Origin of the sequence: Streptomyces sp. WG5 (assembly GCF_049974565.1) — a bacterium.
Classification (GTDB): Bacteria; Actinomycetota; Actinomycetes; order Streptomycetales; family Streptomycetaceae; genus Streptomyces.
This window is the reverse complement of record NZ_JBNGGC010000007.1, coordinates 134,679-154,701: the sequence shown is the minus strand read 5'-3', so window position 1 is coordinate 154,701 and position 20,023 is coordinate 134,679. Positions and strand designations below refer to the sequence as shown.

General features: G+C 72.7%; 8 protein-coding genes. 1 reads left to right on the top strand and 7 read right to left on the bottom strand.

From position 1 onward, the window contains the following. Positions 1–20 precede the first annotated feature (20 nt). From ACP4IX_RS09505 to ACP4IX_RS09495, 3 genes are all read right to left on the bottom strand, one after another. On the bottom strand, positions 21–1,400 hold the full coding sequence (locus tag ACP4IX_RS09505; protein WP_426518162.1) for a salicylate synthase: 1,380 nt from the start codon (positions 1,398–1,400) through the stop codon (positions 21–23). A gap of 375 nt (positions 1,401–1,775) precedes the next feature. Then, positions 1,776–2,507 (bottom strand): class I SAM-dependent methyltransferase, encoded by a 732-nt coding sequence (locus tag ACP4IX_RS09500; protein ID WP_426555244.1) that lies wholly within the window; start codon positions 2,505–2,507, stop codon positions 1,776–1,778. 22 nt (positions 2,508–2,529) lie between these two features. Next, positions 2,530–3,315, bottom strand: a complete 786-nt coding sequence (locus tag ACP4IX_RS09495; protein WP_426518166.1) for a thioesterase II family protein — start codon at positions 3,313–3,315, stop codon at positions 2,530–2,532. 186 nt (positions 3,316–3,501) lie between these two features. Between ACP4IX_RS09495 and ACP4IX_RS09490 the strand changes: the two genes are divergently transcribed. Beyond that, the gene (locus ACP4IX_RS09490; protein ID WP_426518168.1) at positions 3,502–4,728 is read left to right on the top strand and encodes a cytochrome P450; all 1,227 of its coding nucleotides are present in this window, start codon (positions 3,502–3,504) and stop codon (positions 4,726–4,728) included. On the opposite strand, the gene ACP4IX_RS09485 is transcribed toward ACP4IX_RS09490, so the two are convergent. From ACP4IX_RS09485 to ACP4IX_RS09470, 4 genes are read right to left on the bottom strand one after another with little or no spacing between them, the layout of a single operon-like run. Then, complete coding sequence (locus tag ACP4IX_RS09485; protein WP_426555243.1) at positions 4,718–6,703, bottom strand: Gfo/Idh/MocA family oxidoreductase; 1,986 nt, start codon at positions 6,701–6,703, stop codon at positions 4,718–4,720. The genes ACP4IX_RS09490 and ACP4IX_RS09485 overlap by 11 nt on opposite strands. After that, positions 6,700–7,842: a saccharopine dehydrogenase NADP-binding domain-containing protein gene (locus ACP4IX_RS09480; protein WP_426518172.1), complete on the bottom strand. Its 1,143-nt coding sequence runs from the start codon at positions 7,840–7,842 to the stop codon at positions 6,700–6,702. Before ACP4IX_RS09480 ends, ACP4IX_RS09485 begins: the two co-directional genes overlap by 4 nt. After that, the gene (locus tag ACP4IX_RS09475; RefSeq protein ID WP_426555242.1) at positions 7,839–13,310 is read right to left on the bottom strand and encodes an amino acid adenylation domain-containing protein; all 5,472 of its coding nucleotides are present in this window, start codon (positions 13,308–13,310) and stop codon (positions 7,839–7,841) included. Before ACP4IX_RS09475 ends, ACP4IX_RS09480 begins: the two co-directional genes overlap by 4 nt. Beyond that, positions 13,307–19,933 carry an amino acid adenylation domain-containing protein gene (locus tag ACP4IX_RS09470; RefSeq protein WP_426555241.1) on the bottom strand — a complete coding sequence of 2,209 codons (6,627 nt, stop codon included), beginning with the start codon at positions 19,931–19,933 and terminating at the stop codon, positions 13,307–13,309. Before ACP4IX_RS09470 ends, ACP4IX_RS09475 begins: the two co-directional genes overlap by 4 nt. Between the last annotated feature and the right edge of the window lie 90 nt (positions 19,934–20,023).

The window sequence follows — 20,023 nt, the reverse complement described above, 5'->3', positions numbered from 1 at the left end:
GCGCGTGCCTCCGCTCCGGTTCACGGTGCCGTCACGGTGCCGGCCACGGGCTCCCTCCCCTCGTCGTCCGACGGCGGTGCCGGGGAGGCGGGCACCAGGTGACCGCTGACCGCCCGGAGTTTTTCCCTCGTCTCCTCCAGCTCCCGTTCCGGGTCGGAGCCCGCCACGATGCCGGCTCCGGCGCGCAGCCAGGTCCGGCCGTCCCGGCGCAGGACGGTGCGCAGCACCAGGGCCGCGTCCAGGGTGCCGTCAGCCTCCAGCCGCACCACCGCGCCGCTGTACAGCCCGCGTTCCCGCTCCTCGACACGGCGGGTCGCCGCGAGAGCGGGTTTCTTGGGTATCCCGGAGGCGGTCACGGCGGGGAACAGCGCGGCGAGCGCGCCCCACCGGTCGTGGCCGGGGGCCAGCCGGCCCCGCAGCCGGGAGGCGAGATGCTGTACGCTCCCCCGTTCCTCCACGGCCATGAACTCCTCCGTGCGCACGGACGCCGGCAGGCAGACCGTGTTCAGTTCCTCCTGTACCAGGCGTACGGACACGGCGTGCTCGTACACCTCCTTGGCGTCGCGGTGGAGGTCGGCACGGCGGGCCGCGTCGGCGTCGGAATCACCGGTCAGCGCTCGGGTGCCGGCCAGTGGCTGGGCCGTGACGAGGCCGTCGGCGTCGACACGGGCCACGATTTCGGGGCTGAAGCCGGCGGCCTCCCACCCACCGTGCCGCAGCAGGAAGGAGCGGGCCGGGAGATGGCTGCGCCGCCCCGCCACGTAGGTGGCGGGAAGGTCGAGTTCGGCCCGCACGGACACGGTGCGGGAGACGATGGCCTTGTCCAACTCCCCCGCGTGGATGGCGCGTACGACGTCGGCGACAGCCGTGCGGTACCGGTCGGCGTGCTCCTCCAGGTCGACGGTGATCCGCCGTCCCGCCGGCTCCGTGGCGACGGCCGTGTGCAGCCGTCTCTCCAGATCGTCGAGGGCCTCCGGTCCGTCGGCCCGCAGTACGGCCGCGGACGGTGTCAGCTCCAACTCCCGTTCCGGGACGACGAACCGGGCAAGGATTCCGTCGCCGGCCGCGCCGTCCCCGTGGAGGACGTGGGCGAGCTCGAAGGAGATCCAGCCGTGCGCCGATCCGACACCGGCGGTCCGGGTCCGCAGGAGTTCCCCGACGGTGGCCAGTGGGTGAGCGCCGGCGGGCAGTTCCACGGGCTCGGTGTCCGTACCGTGCAGCCGGACGGACGCCCCGTCCACCTCGATCACGACGGACTCGCCTTCGCTCCAGGTGACGGAGCCGCCCTGCTCATAGAGGAGATGGGGGGCGTCGGTGCCCGTGGACAGCGCGGCCGCGACGGCGACGGGGTCGCCGGTGAAGGTGAGTTTGCGCTCGGGGAAGGAGTCCCGATGGGTCACGAGAGGTCTCGCTTTCCGGTCGGCGGCGGGTACTGGCCGCTGTAGCAGTGCGGGCCGCGCCCCGCGGAGGTGCGGCGGCACCGTCTCGCAGTGGCGGGGAGGGGTTGACTGGCCGGGAGGGTGCGCGGGGTGGAAGGACCAGTGATGTGGGTCTGCCACACACCCGGGCCCCGCCGTCCTCGTGTCCGCCTCTCCCGGGAGGGCGGGGACCCGGCAGGTGGAGACGGCGGGGTACCCGAGTGCCGCGCGGTCCCGGGCGGGACGACGCCGGGACCGGAGTGGTGCGGACCGACGAGGGTGGGCCGAGCAGGACCCATGAAAGCGTTGATGAAAACGATTGTCAAGACGGGGTGGCCCGCTCGGGCCGGTGCCCTGTCACCGGATCAGCTTGCCGATCTCCGGTGACCCGGGAACGCCCCCGGCGCTCACCAGGCTGCTGCTCATTCCGGCCTCCTGCGCGAGCTGCTCGAGACTGAGGTTCTCCCAGTCGTAGGTGTCGGAGGTGCTGCGTACCAGTTCGCCTCGGCGGAAGACCTTCCAGGACGTCCGCCAGCGCATCACCTCGCCCCCGACGGGTTCGGCCTCCGTCCACCACTCGTAGGTCTGCTCGCCGATCGTCTCGCGCAGCATCCTGAAGGGCGGCACGTGACGGGCGGTGCCGACCCCCATCAGTTCCACGATGACCGGGCCGCCGTCGGGCAGCCTGTCGCGCAGGTTCCGCCACAGATCAGCGCGTTCGGCCTTGGTGAGGTGGCCCACCACTCCGAAGATCACCACAGCGCTGACGGTGTCGGGCAGGGTGAGCCGCTGAGCGGGCTCCGCCACGACCGTCACCCGGTTCCGCAGGTCCTCGTCCGCGAACACCCGGCTGGTCAGCATCGCCCGCATCGGAACGGACGGCTCCGCGGCGATGATCGGGACGGCCGGCAGGGCCTGGGCGATGGCGGCCGTGATCCGCCCGGTGCCCGCCCCGATCTCGACCACGGGGCCCCGGGTGGTGTCGACCGCCGCCAGCGCGGCGGCGAGGGGCCCGGCGCTCGTCCGTACGTGGCGTGCGGCCACCATCTCGTAGAACTCCGCGGAGGCGGTGTAGTAGTCCGCGACCATGACAGTGACGTCCTTTCAGGTCTCAGGGGGTGCTGGGCCAGGTGCGCACGGGGCGCCGGAAGCCGATCCCCAGGTCCCGGCCGATGGCCTCGGCCAGCAGGGCGCGCTGGGGGACGAGGAAGAAGTGGCCACCGTCGAACGCCGTGGTGCTCAGGGGGTGCGGGGTGGTGCTCGACCACGTCTCGGCGTCCCGTGCGCCGCACTCGGGGTCCTCGGAACCGAAGAAGACGCTGACCGGGCAGTCCAACGGCTCGGCGGAGGACGGCCGATACGTCTCGATCAGCCGGTAGTCGCTGCGGACGTACCCCAGGATGGCGGCCCGCAGCTCCGGGTCCGCGAGTACCTCCCGGGGCGTCGCGCCGTAGCGTGCCAGTTCGTCGACCAGCGCGTCGTCGCCCCGGCGGTGGATGTCGCCCACCACCGCGTGATGGGGGGATGCCCGGCCGGCGGCCAGCAGCCGGACCGGCGCCCGGAAGCCCCGGCGCCGCAGTTCCAGAGCCACCTCGTAGGCGACCGCGCTGCCCATGCTGTGCCCGAAGAGGGCGTACGGCCCGTCGAGCAGCGGGCCGAGGGCGTCGGCGACCTCGCGGACCAGGACGTCCATCGAGTCGACCGGACTGTCGGTGAACCGGTCCTCCCTGCCGGGGTACTGCACGGTCACGTGCTCGATCCCGTCCGGCAGCAAGCGCTGCCAGGGACGGAACGAGGATGCCGCGCCGCCCGCGTGCGGGAAGCACACGAGACGCAGATCCGCTTCCGGTCGGACCATCGGCCTGCGCAGCCAGGGCCCGAGAGTCGACTGATGCACCAATCTCTCCTACCGCGAGTTGCAGAAGGCAGCCGTACTGCCGTCGCTCCGGTCAGTCCATCATCATTTTCCGGCCTCGTCCAGCTCTCCCTGAACACTGCGGCAGCGAATACGCTACTTTTCCATAGCAATCCAAGGAAGCAATGGCTAGCCTAGCGATATCTCCGTACGAAGGATTCGACAGCCATGACTGAAACCGAAGCGACCGAAGCCGCTTCCGACGCCTTTCCGATGGTCCGCGGATGCCCGTTCTCCCCTCCGGGGAAATACGCGGAGCTCCGCAAGCAGGGACCGGCGACCCGGGTGACCCTGCCGACCGGCCGCCGGGCCTGGGTCGTGACGGGCTACCAGGAGGTCCGCGCGGTACTGGCCGACCCCCGGGTCAGCGCCGACATCCGCCACCCGAACTTCCCCGCACTCGTCGAGGGCGAGCAGGAGGTGGGGGCCCGGACCAGGCCGTTCATCAGGATGGACCCGCCCGAGCACACGCGGTTCCGCCGGATGCTGCTCGCCGAGATGACCGTCCGCAAGGCACGCCGCATGCGCCGGGACATCCAGCGCATCGTCGACGAGCGCATCGATGAACTGCTCGCCGGCGGCCCTCCGGTCGACCTGGTCACCCACTTCGCCCACACCGTGTCCAGCACGGTCATGTGCGAACTCATCGGGGTGCGACGCGCCGATCCGTGGTTCCGGCGCGTCACGGGGACGCTGGGTTCCCAGGTCTTCGGCGGTGGCGGCAGCACCGCGCAGGGGGCGGCCGAGGGCATCGGCGCCCTGTCCTCCGTGGTGGACGGGATCATCGCGGACCGCGAGAGGGATCTCGGGGACGACCTGCTCAGCAGGCTGATCACCGAGCGGCTGCGCACCGGCGAGGTGAGCCGTGAGGAGCTCGTCACCACCATCGCGATCCTCGTGGTGGCCGGCTGGGAGACCACGACGAACCAGATCGCGCTGAGCGTGCTGGCCCTGCTGGAGAATCCGGAACTGATCGCGGAGCTGCGCGCGGACCACACCAAGTTCCCGGCCGCCGTCGAAGAACTCCTCCGAGTCCTTTCGGTCGGTGACTCAATCGCCCTGCGCACCGCCACCGAGGACATCCGGCTCGGCGAGCATGTGATTCCGAAGGGCGATGGCATCATTCCGCTATTGGCTTCAGCAAATCATGATGAAAGCGTCTTCGAAGCGCCCGAGAAGATTGATTTCGAGCGCCAAGGAAAACAGCATGTCGCGTTCAGCTACGGCATTCACCAATGCGTCGGCCAGAATGTCGCCCGGCTGGAACTGGTAACCGCGATCAGCACCCTCCTGGACCGGATTCCCACGCTTCGCCCAGCGGCTCCCCTGCACACGGTCCGGTTCCGGCACGAAGGCATCGCCTTCGGGCCGGAACAGGTACTCGTCAGCTGGTGACCACCGGCCGTTCCGCACCGCGCAGCACGCCCAGGTGCGGAACGGCCGCTCCGTGGGGCGGTGGCGGGGTCTCGAGTGCCAGCCCCGCCTCCTGCGCGATCTGTGTCAGGGTCACCGTGTGCCAGTGGTAGGCGTCGCGCACCTCTCGCACCAGCTCCGTGCCGTCGAAGACGCGCCAGGTCGTCTCCAGTCGCATCAGCTGCTCACCGGCGGGCTCGCCGGCCATCCACCACTCGTAGCGCAGGCCGCCGAGGCTTGCCTGGCGCAACCGGGTCGCCGGCATCGACACCGGGGTGTACAGGCCCATCAGTTCCACGACGAGCGGTGCGCCCGGCGCGAGCCGGCCGGCCAGGTCCCGCAGCAGCGCACGGCGCCCGGGGGGATCCAGGTGTCCGAGCATCCCGCAGGCGACCGCGCCGCAGATCCGGTCGGGCAGCACCAGGTCGTTCGCGGCGTCGGGCAGCACCGTCACCCGCTGCCCGATCCCGGGGTCGTCCGCGAGCCGGCTGGTGAGGACCGCGCGCATGCCCGCGGAGGGCTCGGCCGCGAGGATCCGGCAATCCGGGAAAGCGGCGGCTATCTGACGGGTCACCAGGCCGCTGCCCGCCCCGATGTCGAGCAGCGGGCCGGCTTTCGGGTCGATGCCCGCGAGCGAGGCGACCACCGCGGGGCCGGTCCGGTCCGTGTGTTCCCGGGCCCCGAGGTCGAAGAACTCGGCCGGCCGGGTGTATCCGGTGCCGGGGGCATCGCCCTCGGCACCGGTCGGCTCCGGCGCGGCGGGCGCGGGTGACGTGCCGCCCTGGACGGGCCCGCGCCCACGGCGCTTCCCCGAGCCCGAGCCGGTGCCCGTGCCCGTGCCGGCAGCATCGGTCAGGTCGGCCACGGCCAGCGGAGTGGGTGCGGGCGGGCGGATCAGCTCCGGGGGCCCGAGGCCGGCCATCAGGTCCCGCCAGACCCGGAAGACGGCCAGGTCGTGCTGCGCGGTACGCAGGACGTCCGCACCCTCCCGGATCGCGTCGCGCAACTGACCGAGCGCATCGCTCACCGCCGACGGCCACAGGCGGGAGAAGACCTCGTCGAAGCTGTGCTGCTCCTGCGACGCGTCACCGACGACGGAACTCGTCGGCAGCCTCAGCCACTCCGCGCCGGGCCCGGACCTGAAGACCAGCCGGTGCCCGTCATCGCGCGGCGAGTGCATCCGAGGATGCCAGAGGACCGGTCCGTGGGTGTCCGCGAGCGTCAGCACACCGCCCTCGGTGGCGAGGGCCACGCGATGCCAGAACAGCGCGTGGTTGTCCCGGTCCCCCGGGTGGATCTCGTTCTGTACGCGCAGCGTGAGGGGCACCCCGGCCAGGGCTCCGTGCAGGGTCCGCACCGGCGCCCGTCCGTCGGACGTGGCGAGCACGTCGCTTCCTACGGCCGCGACGTCCCCGAGCTGCCACGGGCGCAGTCCGCCGAGCGCCCGGCCCAGGATGTCGATCAGCGGGGCCAGTACGTGCACGGGGGACGCCGCGTCGACGTACAGCACCCGCTGTCTGTCGCGCAGCCGGCGTGCGGCCTCGAGGAAGACGCGCACGGGCTCCACGTGGACGTAGTGGGTGTTGACCCGGTACTGCAGGCCCCGTTTCCTGGCGATGCGCAGGGTCTCCGACAGCTCGTCCGGATGCAGCGGGTGCTCCTGGAGCACATGCACGCCCCGGTGCAGGAGCGCCTGGCTCAGTTCGGTTCCGGAACCTCCCATCACGGCCGAGGGAACGACGACGCAGGCCACGTCGATGTCGTCCGGCAGTTCGTCGGTGCCGGCGTAGCAGGGCACGCCGAGCCTCTCGGCGAGGGCTCGGGAGTGGCCGCTTCCCCTGGCGAGGATGCCGGTCAGCTCGAAGTCCGGGTGCTCTCGTACGGCATCGACGTAGAACCTGCCGAAGTTGGTGCCGGCCACCACCGTCCGCAGCGGCCGGCCGGGGTACGCGGTCACAGTTCACCGTCCTCGAACTCGTCGCCCGCCCGCGCACCGCTGCGGCCGTCGCCCTCGTAGACCGAGAAGTCCGCCGCGCCGGTGCGGGTCAGTGCGTCGATCGCTCCGGCGGGCTCCAGGACGTCTCCCGCGAAGTGCAGACCGGGGCGGACACGGCCGGCGTCGAGGGCACGGACGGTGTGGGCCGCGACGGCTCCGGTCAGCCGGTAGCTGTCGTCCGTGCGCACGACGGCGGTCCGGCTCCGCTCCGGTCCCGACAGGGTGAGGACCAGGCGGTAGTAGGGCTCTGCGCCCGCCAGGTCGATCTCGCCCGCCCGGATGATGCGCTGGACCAGCTCCTCCCGCTGCCGGGGCGTGTCGACGGGCAGGGTCGGGAGCGCGGTGAACAGGGCCCGCACCTGACTGCCCGGGAAGACGTTGTACCACTCGGCCTCGGCCAGCCCGGTGGCCCGCGCGCCGCGTTCCCACTCCGCGGTCAGCAGCGGCTGCACGGCGACGCGTTGCGGGAAGTGCGGCACCTCCGCGTCCTCGTCCACGCGCAACGCGCGCGGGACCCGCCGGCCGTTGCGCCAGGCCGCCAGGGGATGCCCGTAGGGCTCGCCGTCGGCGCCGCCGACATCCAGGGAGAGCAGGATGTCGGCGGCGACGGTCGCGGTGGCGCGTTCCAGTCCTCCGGCGTAGGCGACCAGGCGCGTCGCGGGCGACCCGTCCTGACCGGCCAGTTCCGTCAGCCGCCGGTGGACCAGGAGGGAGAGGCCGGGCACGGTGCCGGCCGACAGGACGACGGTGCGGCCGGCCGGCACGGCGCCGGCGGCTGTCAGCGCCTCGCGCACCGGGTCGTCGCCGAGGACGTCGACGTAGTCGGCGCCCGCTGCGAGGGCGGCCCTGGCCACCGAGTCCTTCAGCAGGTAGCTGGGCCCGGCGCAGTTCACGACCACTCGGCACCCGGCACAGAACTCGGCGAGCGAGGCGGCGTCCAGCGCGTCCACCGCGCGGATCTCCGCCTTCGACCGGTCCGCCCCGACACCGATCGCCTCGGGCCTGCGCGCGCCGAGACGCAACGGGCCGTCACCCGATCGCGCCAGTGCCGCCGCGGCGTGGCGCCCCACCGCTCCGGACGCTCCCAGGACGCCGATCACGCTTCCATCCCTTCGACGATGTCACGCAGGTGACCGAAGACGGTCGGCACGTTGTCACCGGTCATGCAGGTGAAGTGCTCGCCCGGGATCTCCCGGCTCGTCAGCTCGCCCAGGCAGATCTTCGCCCAGTGGTCGGTGATGGTGTCCGCGCTGCCGGGGAAGGGGTACGCGCCGTTGTGCCGGAGGAAGGAGATGTCTCCCGCGTACGGTTCGGCCCGGTGCCTGCTCAGCGCGTACGTGCTCTGCTGGTAGGTCCGCAGGGCACGCAGCAGTCCTTCCGGCTGGTAGGTGCCCTCCAGGGCGGGAGGCAGCGCCTCGCACATCCGGGTGACGCGGCCCATGCGCGGCAGCGACTCGAGCTTGGCGAACGCCTCCGCTATGTCCGCGTACTCGCCGTCGAGGTCGGCCAGCGCCCCGTCGACGATCGCGTCGGGCGAGCGCTCGAGTACGGCGCCGACCGCGGCGCCCACCCGGTCCGAGTCCGCCGGGAACCCGATGTGCGCGAGGTCCATGCCCATCATCAGGGCGAAGGAGTACTCCGAGAGCAGCTCGTCGTCGATGCGGAAGGTCGGGCTGTGGCTGCTGATGACGGTCAGGCTGCGCACCTCGGCGCCGGCCTCCGCCAGCCCGCGCGCCACCTCCGTCGCGATGACGCCGCCCACGCAGTAGCCGACGACGTCGAAGGACGTGTGTCCGGCATCGAGCAGGGCGCGTGCGTACCGCGCGGCGAGCCGGTCGATCAGCCCGTTCGGGTCGGCGTTGAGGAACGTGTCCAGCTCCGGGATCTCCAGGCCGACCAGTCCGTTGCGGCCGTCCGTCTTCCCACGGATCTCGGTGATGAGCGGCCGGTAGGGAAGGAGCGTGCCCGTGCCGGCGTGCACCAGTACGGTCACCGGTCGGGACGGCGGTGCCTCGGTCAGCGTGACGACCGGGGAGGCCTCGGCCCCCTCGGTCTGCTGCTCCGCCGAGACGTCACGGAGGTAGTCGGCCAGTCCGGCGACCGTGGGCCGGCGCAGCAGGTGGCGGAGGACGACCTCCCACTCCAGGTCCCACTCCAGGCCGTCCAGGCCGTCGAGGCCGTCCCTGAGCCTGCCGACGATGCGTGCCACGAGCAGGGAGTCCCCGCCGAGGTCGAACAGGTCGTCGTCGCGGCCGACCTCGTCCAGCTGCAGCAACTCGGCCCACAGGGCCGCGATGGCGCGTTCCAGTTCGTCCCGGGGCCGGCTCGAGGTGGGCGCTTCGGCCTGCCGGTCGGTCTGCGCGGCCCAGGTCTCGAGCCTTCCGCGGTCCAGTTTGCCGTTCGCGGTCTTCGGCAGCCGGTCGAGGATCTGCCACCGGGTCGGCACCGAGTACTCGGGCAGCAGCTCCGCGCAGCCGCTGCTCAGCTCCGCCACCGAGACCGGCGCCCGCGTGGGCTTGGGCCGCGCGAAGTACAGCCGTTGGCCGTATGCGGCGGCCTCCTCCGGTGCGGCGGGGAACTCGGCGGCGATGCGGCCGTCCTGGTCGCCGAGCAGGGCGGTCCACTGCTGCGCGGTCAGGAAGGACTGCTCGCCCGCCGCACGGACGTCGGCGAACGGCCCCGCGTGCTCGGGGAGGAACTCGGTGGAGATCCGCAGGGCGTGGTCGTCGTCTCCGGCGTTCTGCAGCAGGACGAGCCAACCGCCCGCCGTGACCAGTGACCTCAGCCGGGCCAGGGCCAGCTCGACGTCCGGGACGTTGTCGAGCACTCCGACGCAGACCAGCACATCCACGGAGTGGGGCAGGAGGCCCTGCTCGCGGGGGTCCTGCGCCGGGTCGAAGGCGGCGCACCTGACCCGCGGATCGTCGGCGAAACGCTGTTCGACCGGGGAGCGGTGGCGAGGGGAGGAGTCGGTGGCCAGGTAGTCGAAGTCGGCGTCCTTCAGGGCGGGTACGAGATCGGTGACGGCGCCGCCGCCGCGCAGGCCGACCTCCATCAGCCGCAGCGGTGTGCCCTTCGGATGGTCACGGACGATCTCCGTGACGCCGGCCACCAGCACCTGGTGCAGGGCGTGGGCCGCCGGGTTGTCCTTGTAGGCGGCGTCGAGCGCGTCGGCCGAGGTGCCGGAGAACGGCAGGTCCGCCGGGTCGGCCCGACCGGTGAGCAGGGACGGCAGGGTGCCCGCGCAGTCGCGGACGACGGCGAACAGTTCGGGGCTCCAGGCCGCCTCGCGTTCGAGTGCGGCCGCCTGCTCCCATGCCCGCTCGGTGGCGCCGGGGGCGGGGACGGACAGGTCCCGGTAGCCGCCGGTGTCCTCCGTGAGCCTGCCTGCCGCCACCAGACCCCGCAGCCAGCGGCGGACCAGGCGGTGGTGGGCCGGGGCGACGTCCAGGGCCTCGCAGACCTGGGCCGCCGTGCGGGGCGCCTGCCCGGCGAAGGCGGGGGCGAGCGTCTGGCACATGGAGGACAGGGCCGCGGCGTTCAGTGCCGTGCGGAAGGCCGCGAGCGCGGGCAGGTCGACGCCCGTGGCCGCTTCCTGCCCGGCCCGCTCGAAGACGTCCTGGAGGGAGGCCGGCACCGGCAGCGGTTCGCCGAGGTGGGCGGGTTCGACGAAGGCGGCGAGCGTACGGGGGGTTGTCGCCCGGCCGGCGTCGCCGCGACCGCCCGCGACGACCACGGCCGCCGCGCCGACGGACGGGAGGGATTCGACGGCCGCCTGGATCTCACCGAGCTCGATCCGGTAGCCGCGGATCTTCACCTGGGTGTCCACCCGGCCCTGGAACTCGATGACTCCGTCCGGGTGGTAGCGCCCGAGGTCGCCGGTGCGGTAGAGCCGCTCGCCGGTGACCGGGTGCTGGACGAAGGCGGCCGCGGTGCGCTCCGCGTCGCCGAAGTACCCCTGGGCCAGGCCGATTCCGCCGATGTACAGGTCGCCGGTCACCAGGTCGGGGCGGGGCCGCAGGGCCGAGTCGAGGACGTGGAAGGTCTGGTTGGCCAGTGGTGTGCCGTACGGGATGCTGCGCCAGGAGGGGTCGGTCCCGGAGACCGGGTGGTGGATGGACCAGATGGACGCCTCGGTGGCGCCGCCCAGGCTGTGGACCTCGGCCGCGGGGGCCCAGCGCCGTATCGCCGCCGGGAGGCCGACGGGGATCCAGTCCCCGGAGAGCATCATGAGCCGGAGGGAGGGCAGCGGCGGATCGTCGGTCCGCAGGTAGTCGTGGAGCATCTGGAGCTGCCCGGGCACCGAGTTCCAGACGGTGACGTGCTCCCGCCCGACCGTCTCCGCCCAGCTGGACGGGTCGCCCCGGCGTTCGGGGTGGGGCATGACCACGGTCGCCCCCACGGACAGCGGGCCGAACAGGTCGTAGACGGACAGGTCGAAGCCGAGTTGGGCGAGGGCGAAGACCCGGTCGTCCTCGGTGACCGCGAACCGGCGGTTGATGTCGGTGATGGTGTTCAGCGCGGCGGCATGGCTGATCATCACGCCCTTCGGCGCGCCCGTCGAACCCGAGGTGTAGATGACGTAGGCCAGGGAGTCGGGGTCGGCCGGGGTCGCGGCCGCGGGGGTCTCGCTGTCGGGGAGGGCGTCCACCGCGATGACCGGGACGCCGTCCGGCCGGTCGCCGTCGTCGGTGAGCCAGGACTGTGTGAGCACGGCCCGTGCCTTGGCGTCGGCCAGGATCGCCTCGCGTCGCCGGGGCGGCTGCGTGGTGTCCAGCGGCAGGTAGGCGGCACCGGCCATGAGCGCGCCGAGCACGCCGGCCGCCTGTTCCCAGCCCTTGTCCATCGTGATCGCCACGATCTGTCCCGGGACGACGTCCGCCGCCGCCAGGGCCCGGGCGACGCCGGCGGCCCGCGCGACCAGCTCCCGGTAGGTGACCTCACGGTCCTGGTCGACGACGGCCACGCGGTCCGGGGTACGGCGTGCGGTGGCGAGCACGGCCTCGTGCAGCAGGGCACGGGGTGCCGGCGCACCGGTGTCATTCACGCGGGCCCGTACCGCGCGGGTGTGTTCGGGGAGATCGATCTCCGCGGGTTCGGACCAGCTGCCGGGGTCCTCGGCGAGGCGGTGCATGAGAGTGGTGAAGGCGTCGAACAGCTCGTCGGCGGTACCCGCCGCGAGGACGCCTTCCCGTACGTCCCAGCTCAGCGCGAGGCCGTCGCCGCGCTCCATCACCTGGCAGTCGATCCAGACCTGCGGTGTCTGCGTCTGGGCGTGCCGGACCACGGCGTCCGGCTGCCTCATGGTGGCCGAGCCGAGGGTGCTCGTGAACACGACCGGCATGAGGAGCGTCTGCGCCTCGCGGAGCCGGGCCATCTCGGTCAGCACCTGGCTGCCCGTGAACAGCGAGTGGGCCAGGTCCTCCAGCAGGTTCGTGCTCAGGGTGCGGACGCGTTCGGCGAAGGTCTGCCGCGCTCGCAGGTCCACGGCGAGGAGTTCGACGGAGGTGAAGTCGCCCACCAGCCGGTCGACGTCCTCGTGCAGGGGGAGCCGGGTGAAGGTGGGGAGGTTGAGCATGAACTCGGGGTTGCGGCTCCACCGGCCGATCACTTCGGCGAAGGCCGTCAGGGCCGCGGCGGACATGGGGATCTGCCGCGCCGCGGCGTTGGCCTCGAACGCCTTGCGCTGCTCGGCGCCCATCACGGTCTCGTACCGGCGGAAGGGGCCGGGGGCCGAGGAGTCCGCCGCCAACGGCAGCTCGGGGGCGGCGGGCAGGTCGGGGAGGCGCCGCAGCCAGTAGTCGCGGTGCCGGTTGTACTCGCTGGTGAGCGTCTGCCGGCGCCGGGCCAGCACGTAGTCACGGAACCGGGCGTTCAGCGGCGCCAGTCGCCGGCCGTGGTACACGTCCTCCAGCTCGGCGAGGACGAGCAGGAGGCTGGCGTAGTCCACGATGAGCTGGTCGATGGAGAGGTGCAGCAGCAGCGCGTCGTCACAGCGGGTCATCCGCAGTTCGAAGAGCGGCGGCCGGTCGGTCGGGGGCACGCGTGCGGCCAGCTCGTCGCGGATCTCCCTCACCCGGCGGTCCACGTCCTCCTCCGGGGCTCCCCTCATGTCCTGGACGGGGATGGCCGTCTCGGGGATGGTGGGCAGCACCTCCTGGGAGCCGTCCGGGTGCACGACGGCGCGCAGCATGTCGTGCCGTCGCACGATCGCCCACCAGGCGTCGTTGAGCCCGTCCGGGTCGGTCTCGGCGGGGTAGGCGAGTTCGGTGTAGACGTGGCAGGCGACGCCGCCGTAGCCGTAGGCGCTGCCGCGGCCGACCAGGTAGGCGGCCTGGATGTCGGTCAGCGGGAACGGCTGGTGTGCGGCGTCGGGTTCGGGAGTCAGGCGGGTGGCTTCCGCCCGTTCGGTCAGGTGGGCCAGCACGTCGTCCCGCCGCGAACGCAGCAGTGCGCGCCGCTCCTCGGTGAGCGCTCCCTGAGGGGCGCGGAAGCGCAGCTTGCCGTCCTCCTCCCAGAGCCGGATGCCGTGCCGTTCCAGCTCCGCGACGATGTCCTGCGCTTTCATATCTCTCCACTCTCTTCGGACAGGGCAGTGACCTGCATGCTTTCGATTCGCGCCGCCAGGTCCGCCAGGGTGGACGCCGCCAGGAAGGCGCGCACGGGTACGTCCGTGCCGAAGGCCTCGTTGACGGCTCCGACCAGGCGCAGCGCTGTGAGACTGTCGCCGCCTTCGCTGAAGAAGTTGGCGTCGCGGTCGGGTACTTCGGCGCCGAGGAGGTCCGACCAGACGGCCGCGATACGGAGCTCGACCTCGCTCTTCGGCGGACCTCCGGCCTCGTTCTCCGAGGCCACGGAGACGGCGAGGGCGGTCCGGTCGATGTCTCCGTCGTCGGTGACGGGCACCTGGTCGAGCGTGTCGACGAACGTGTAGCGACCGGGTGTGGCGTGCGCCGGCAGGAGCTTCTCCAGGTGCTCGGGGATGCCCGTCGGCCGGTCGCCGACCGGGACGATCACCGCGTGCAGCCTTCGGTCGTCGCCGTCTCCGGTGACGAGGACCACCGCGCGGGCGATCCCGGGGTGTGTTTCGAGGGCTGTCTCGACGTCGTCCGGTACGACGCGTCGGCCGCCGATCCTGGTCGGGCGCCCGGAGCGTCCGACCAGGTCGAGTGTTCCGTCCGGCCGGTGGCGCGCCTGCCTTCCGGTGCGGTACCAGCGTGTCCCGTCCCGTTCGACGACTCGGCCCGGGTGTGCGTGTCCGGGCCGCTCGATGAACCCCGGGTCGCTGATCCACAGTTCACCGCCGACCCAGTCCGGGCGGTCCCGCCCGGCGGCGTCGACCACGCGGTGCCGCAGACCGGCCGGCGGCAGGCCCGCCGGCATGGGCGTGCCGTCGGCGGAGTCCGCCGCGGACGGCTCGTGCACGAGGGACCACAGGGCGGTTCCGGGCACGGTGCTGAGGGAGACGAACCGGCATTCCCGGCTCGCCGACTCGCGCAGTCTGCGCGGCAGGTCGTGGCCCGCTCGGCCGTCCGAGACGATGGTCAGGCGGAGCCGGTCGGGGAGGCGGGGGCCGGCCTCGGTGAGGAGCCGGTCCAGCAGGTGCGGTGTGCCGTTCCACACCGTGACACCGTGTCGGGCCGAGAGCCGCGCCAGCGCGGCGGGGTCGGCACGGTCGGCGGGGCCGGGCAGCACGAGTGCCGCGCCGGCGCTGAGCAGGCCGAGGACGTCGAAGACCGAGCGCACCGTGTGCGGTGCGGACAGTGCGATGCCCCGGTCCTCCTCCCCCACCGAGTACCGCGCCCGGAGGTCTGCCAGCGTCCCCCGCACCGCGGCGTGGCTGAAGGCCAGGGGGCCGTGCTCGGTCAGGCGGACGTAGGCGGGGGTGCGGGGGTCGCCGCGGAAGGGTTCGGCCGCGGCGGCCGGCGCCATGACGTCGGCGAAGGTGGTCGTCCGCACTCCGCCGGTGCCCGCGCCGGGGGTGTCGGTGACGAGGAGGACCGCCCCGGCCGCCTCGCAGTGCTCGGCCGCGTCGGCGGCAGGCCCGGGGGGCAGCGGCAGGTAGGCCGCGCCCGCGGCCAGGGTCCCGAGAGCCGCGACGACCTGGTCGGCTCCGCCGGGCAGCAGGAGCGCCACCGTGTCGCCGGGGCGGACGCCGTGGTGGGCCAGCCCTCCCGCCATCAGGCCGGCGCGCTGCGCGAGCCGGCCGTAGGTGAGGGTGCTGCCGTCCGGCATGAGGAGTGCCGTGCGGTCGGGGTCGGACGCGGCCCGGCCGAGTACGTCCTCGTGCAGGAGGCCGGCGGTGGCGGGGGCGGGGGCGCCGGTGATCCGCTCCCGTGCTCGCTGCTGCTCGGCGGGCAACGCGGCGGGAAGCGGCCCGTGTTCCCAGGGCTCGTCGGCCAGCCGGTCGAGCATGCGGCAGTAGGAGTCGAACATGGCGTCCAGTACGCCGGGGCGGAACAGTTCCTCGATGGCGTCCCAGCTCACCAGGATGCCGCCCGCGGATTCCGTGACCTGGTTGTCGAGCATGACCTGTGGTGTCTGGGTGATGCCGAAGACCTTGGCCGGGAAGGCTCCGCTCAGGTCCTTGGTCTCCCGGTCTCCCACGCCCACGGTGCTGCTGAAGACCACGGGCATGGCGGCCTCCACCGTGCCCGTGCGCCGGGCGAGCTCCTGCATGAGCCAGATCGCGGACGCTTCCCTGTGGTCCAGGTCCTCGCCCATGACCTGCTGGAGCCGGTGTGCGGCTTCGAGCCAGCTCTCGCCGGGCCGGGGTTTGTGGCCGATGAGCGACACCGAGGTGAAGTCGCCGACGAGGCGGTCGATGTGGGGGTGTACCGGCAGCCTGTTGAACAGGGTCAGGTTGACGGTGACACCGTCCTGGTCGCTCCAGGCCGCCAGGACCTCCACGTAGCAGATCAGCAGGACCACCGAGGGCGTCAGCCCCTGCTGCCGGGCCCGCTCCCTCAGCGTCTCCCACCGGTCGGCCGCCAGGGGCCGGCTGCGGCGGGTGAACCAGGGCCGGGCCACCGCGGCCGGGTCGCCGGCGAGTGGCAGCTCGGGGGCGGGCGGCAGGTCGTCCAGCCTGCGCAGCCAGTACGCGCGGGCCGTGTCGACGGCGTCCTTCTCCGGTGCGACGTCGAGCACGTAGTCCCGGAAGGAGACGTCGATGGCGGGCAGTTCGGTGTCCGGGTCGGCGTGGAGCGCGTCCAGTTCGGCGTAGAGAGCCATGATCGAGGCTCCGTCGAGGACGATGTAGTCCAGTCCGACGGCCAGCCGGGTCCGGGTCCGGCCCTCGCTGGGGTAGCGCACGGCCCGGATGTCGAACAGGGGCCACCGGGTGATGTCCAGGCGACGGTGGGAGGACTCGGCGCGCAGTCTTTCCAGCACGGCGGGTGCCTCGTGCTCGGTGCCGACCTCGGTGACCGGGACGGTGAAGCGGGGCACGTCGCGCAGGATCCGCTGCCGGCCCTCGTCGTCGAAGACCGCGCGCAGCATCTCGTGCCGCTGGATCAGTGTCCGCCAGGCGCGTTCGACGCGGGCCAGGTCAACGTCGACGCCGTCGAACTCGCTGTAGTGGTAGGTGCCCACGCCCCCGAGCGGCAACCGGTCGTCGCGGCCGATCCAGAAGGCGCGCTGCACGTCGGTGGGGGGAAACGGGTCGTGCCGGTGGGCGATGTCGCCGGGGCCGAGGGTCCTGGCGCGGTGTTCCTGCCGGGTGAGGGTCGTGGCGTAGTCGGCCAGCCTGGGGCGGGTGAAGAGCGGAGCGACACGGGCCCCGCCGACATCGCGTCGACGCAGCGCGGCGATCACTTGGGTGGCCAGCAGGGAGTCCCCGCCGAGTGCGAAGAAGTCGTCGTCGCGTCCGATGGCGCGGGCGCCGAGGAGTTCGGACCAGACCTCGGCGAGGGTGGTTTCCGCCCAGCCCCGGGGCGGCTCGCCGCCTCCGGGCCCGGAGACCGGCGCTCCGGTTTCCACCAGCGTCGCCGCTTTCCTGCGGTCGGGCTTCCCGTTGGCCGTCAGGGGAAGGGCGTCGACGACCTCGATGCGCGAGGGAACCATGTACGCGGGAAGCAGCGCCGCGAGAGTGTTCCGCAGGTCGGTCACGGTGGGTTTCGCCGTCGGGGTGCCCGCGGCGACGAGGGCCAGGTGCGGTGGCCGGCCGGTCACCAGGGCCACGCTGCCGGAGACGTCGGGCCGGCCGGCGGCCGCGGCTTCCACTTCGCCGAGTTCGATGCGGTGGCCGCGCAGCTTGACCTGGTGGTCCACCCGCCCGAGGAACTCCAGTACGCCGTCGGAGCGGTACCGGGCCCGGTCCCCGGTGCGGTACCAGCGCCTGCCCTCGTACTGGACGAACTTCTCGGCGGTGCGGTCGGGGTCGCCGCGGTAGCCGTCGGCCAGACCGGCGCCGCTCATCCACAGCTCTCCCGGCACCCAGTCCGGGCAGTCCCTGCCCCGTGCGTCGACCACCCGGGCCCGCATGTTGGGCAGCGGGACGCCCCAGGGGACGGAGGCCCAGTCCGGGTCGACCTCGTCGACCTCGAAGACCGTCGAGTGCACCGCGGCTTCGGTCATGCCGCCCAGCGCGACGAACCGCGCCTCGGGTACCAGGGCACGGAGTCGTCCGGGCAGGTCCATGCCCACCCAGTCACCGCCGAGCAGCACGAGCCGCAGCGTGTCGCCCAGGCCCTCGGGGTCGGCCTCGGCGGCGGTGAGGGTCATGTCGAGGAGGGCGGGGACGCAGTTGACGAGCGTGACCCGGTGCTCACGCATCAGTGCGATCCAGTGCTGCGGGTCGCGCTGGGCCGCCTCGTCGACCAGGACGACCGAGCCGCCCGCCGACAGCGGCCCGAACAGGTCGTAGACCGCCATGTCGAAGTCCAGTTCGGCCAGGGCGAGTCCCCGGTCGGACGCCCGCACCCCGAAGCGCGCGTTGATCGCGGCCAGGGTGTTCATCGCGGCGCCGTGGGAGACGTCCACCCCCTTGGGGACCCCCGTGGACCCGGAGGTGAAGATCGTGTAGGCGACCGACGAGACGGGCTGGTCCAGCACCGGAGCCGCGGGCCGCATGGCGTCGGCCGCGTCGAGGGCGAGCACGCGGGGCGGGGTGCCGTCGGCCGGGACGGGCAGTTCCGGCGTGTCGGACGCGTCGGTCAGCACCGCCACCGCCTTGGCGGCCTCCAGGACGCGGGCCGCGCGATGGGCGGGCTGGTGCACACCGACGGGAACGTAGGTGGCGCCGGCCCCGAGCACGCCGAGTACGGCCGCGACCTGACCGGCTCCCCGGGTGAGGCGCACCGCGACCGAATCACCTTGCCGTACACCGGCGTCGGTGAGCAGCGCGGTGACGCGTCCCGCCCGGTCCCGCAGCTCCTGGTACGTGACGGCGCGGCCTGCTTCGTCGATCAGCGCCACCCGTCCGGGCCCTGCGGACGCGGCCCGGTGGAACCCCTCGTGCAGTCGCAGGGCCACCTCGGGGGCGTCGGTGTCGTTGACGCGCTCCCGGACGCGTGCCTGTTCGGCGGGGAGTTGGGCCCCCACGGTGCGGGCCCACGCCTTCTCGTCGTCCAGCAGGGTCTCGATCAGGTTGCGGTAGGCGTCGAAGGCCGCGGCGGGCACGCCGGGCGCGAACAGGTCCTCCCTGACGTCCCAGTTGAGCAGGAGACCGCCGTCCAGTTCGGTGACCTGCGCGTCCAGCCAGACCTGGGGTCCCTGGGAGATGATCCAGCACGGCTCGCCGAAGGTGCGCCGCACGGCGCTGTCGTAGACCTCTCCGAGGCCGAGGGCGCTGGTGTACACGACGGGCGCGAGGACGGGCGTGCCGCCCGCGGCGCGGGAGAGGTCCCGCAGGACCTCGACGCCCGAGTAGGAGCCGCGCGCGATGGTCCGGCGCAGTTCCGCCTGGATGTCCCCTGCCGCCTCGGCGAAGGGCCGCCCGGCGGTGAGGTCGACGTCCAGCAGGACGGAGCTGCTGAAGTCGCCGATGAGCAGTTCGGTGTCGGGCCGGCTCAGGTCCCGGTGGAACAGGGGGAGGTTGAGCAGGAACCTCGGCTCGGCACTCCAGGCCGCGAGCACCTCGGCGAACGCGGCGGCCAGTACCGCCGTCGGGGTCAGCCGGTGCTGCCTGGCCCGTTCGGTCAGGACGCGCTTGCGCCGGGACGTCAGGTGGTGGTGCAGGCGAGTGGTGCGGTGGTACCGGGGTGCGGCGGATTCCGGGCTGAGCGGGTCGATGACCGTGGGCAGTTGAGGCGGAGCGCTCAGTCCGTCCAGGCGTTCGCGCCACCAGTCGCGCGCCGAGGCGACATCGGCCTTCCGGTCCGCCCGGCTCTCCCGCAGGTAGTCCCGGTAGCTGTGGCCGATGTCCGGCAGGGGGGTGTCCGGATCGTCGTAGAGGTGCCGGAGGTCCGCCAGGAGGACGCGCATGCTGGCGGCGTCCGCGCCGACCATGTCGAGGTCGATGTGGAGGCGGGTCCGGCCGTCGGGCAGCAGGCTGAGCGCGACGTCGAACACCTCGCCCCGCTCGACGTCCATGCGTCGGTGGGTGTAGTGCTGCCGCAGCCGTTCGAGCGTCGCGGCGCAGTCGTCGGCCGGCTTGCGGGTGAGGTCGTGCACGGTGACCGCCGGCTGCGCGGGCTCGGCGAGGATGCGCTGCCGTCCGTCGTCGAGGACTGTGACGCGCAGCATCTCGTGTCGTCGGCGCAGCTCGGTCACGGCGTCGGCGAGGCGCTCGGGGTCGAGGCCGGATCCGTCGAGTTCGGCGTAGAAGTGCGCTCCGACACCGCCGAGGGGCTGGTCGTCCTGACGGCCGATCCAGTAGGCGTGCTGCATGACGGCCAGGGGGAAGGCGCCGTCCGGCTCGGTCTCTTCCCGCCTCCCCGCGTCCGCTGCGGGCGGGTCGGCCCGTACCGGCTCGGAGGTGTCCGGCTCGTCCGACGCCGCTGTCGTCGGGGCGGCGTTCAGGAGTGTCAGCCAATCCCGCAGCGTCGCCGCCTCGGCGAGCTGCTCGTAGCCGACCCCGATGCCCTGACGACGCCAGTCGGCGGTGAGCCGGATGAGTCCCAGGGAGTCGAGCCCGAGCTCGAACGGGTCGGCGTCGAGGTCGAGTTCCGTGCGGGGGACGTCCAAGGCGTCGGCCACCGCCGCCAGTACCTGCGACCCCTCCACCTGCCCCGGTGTAGGCGCTTTGCTCACGAGTTCCAGTTCCTCCCTCACCACACCGCCCGGTGATTCAAATGACAATCATATTCACTTAGCCTAGCCTAGATGTGCGGCTCTGTGGGG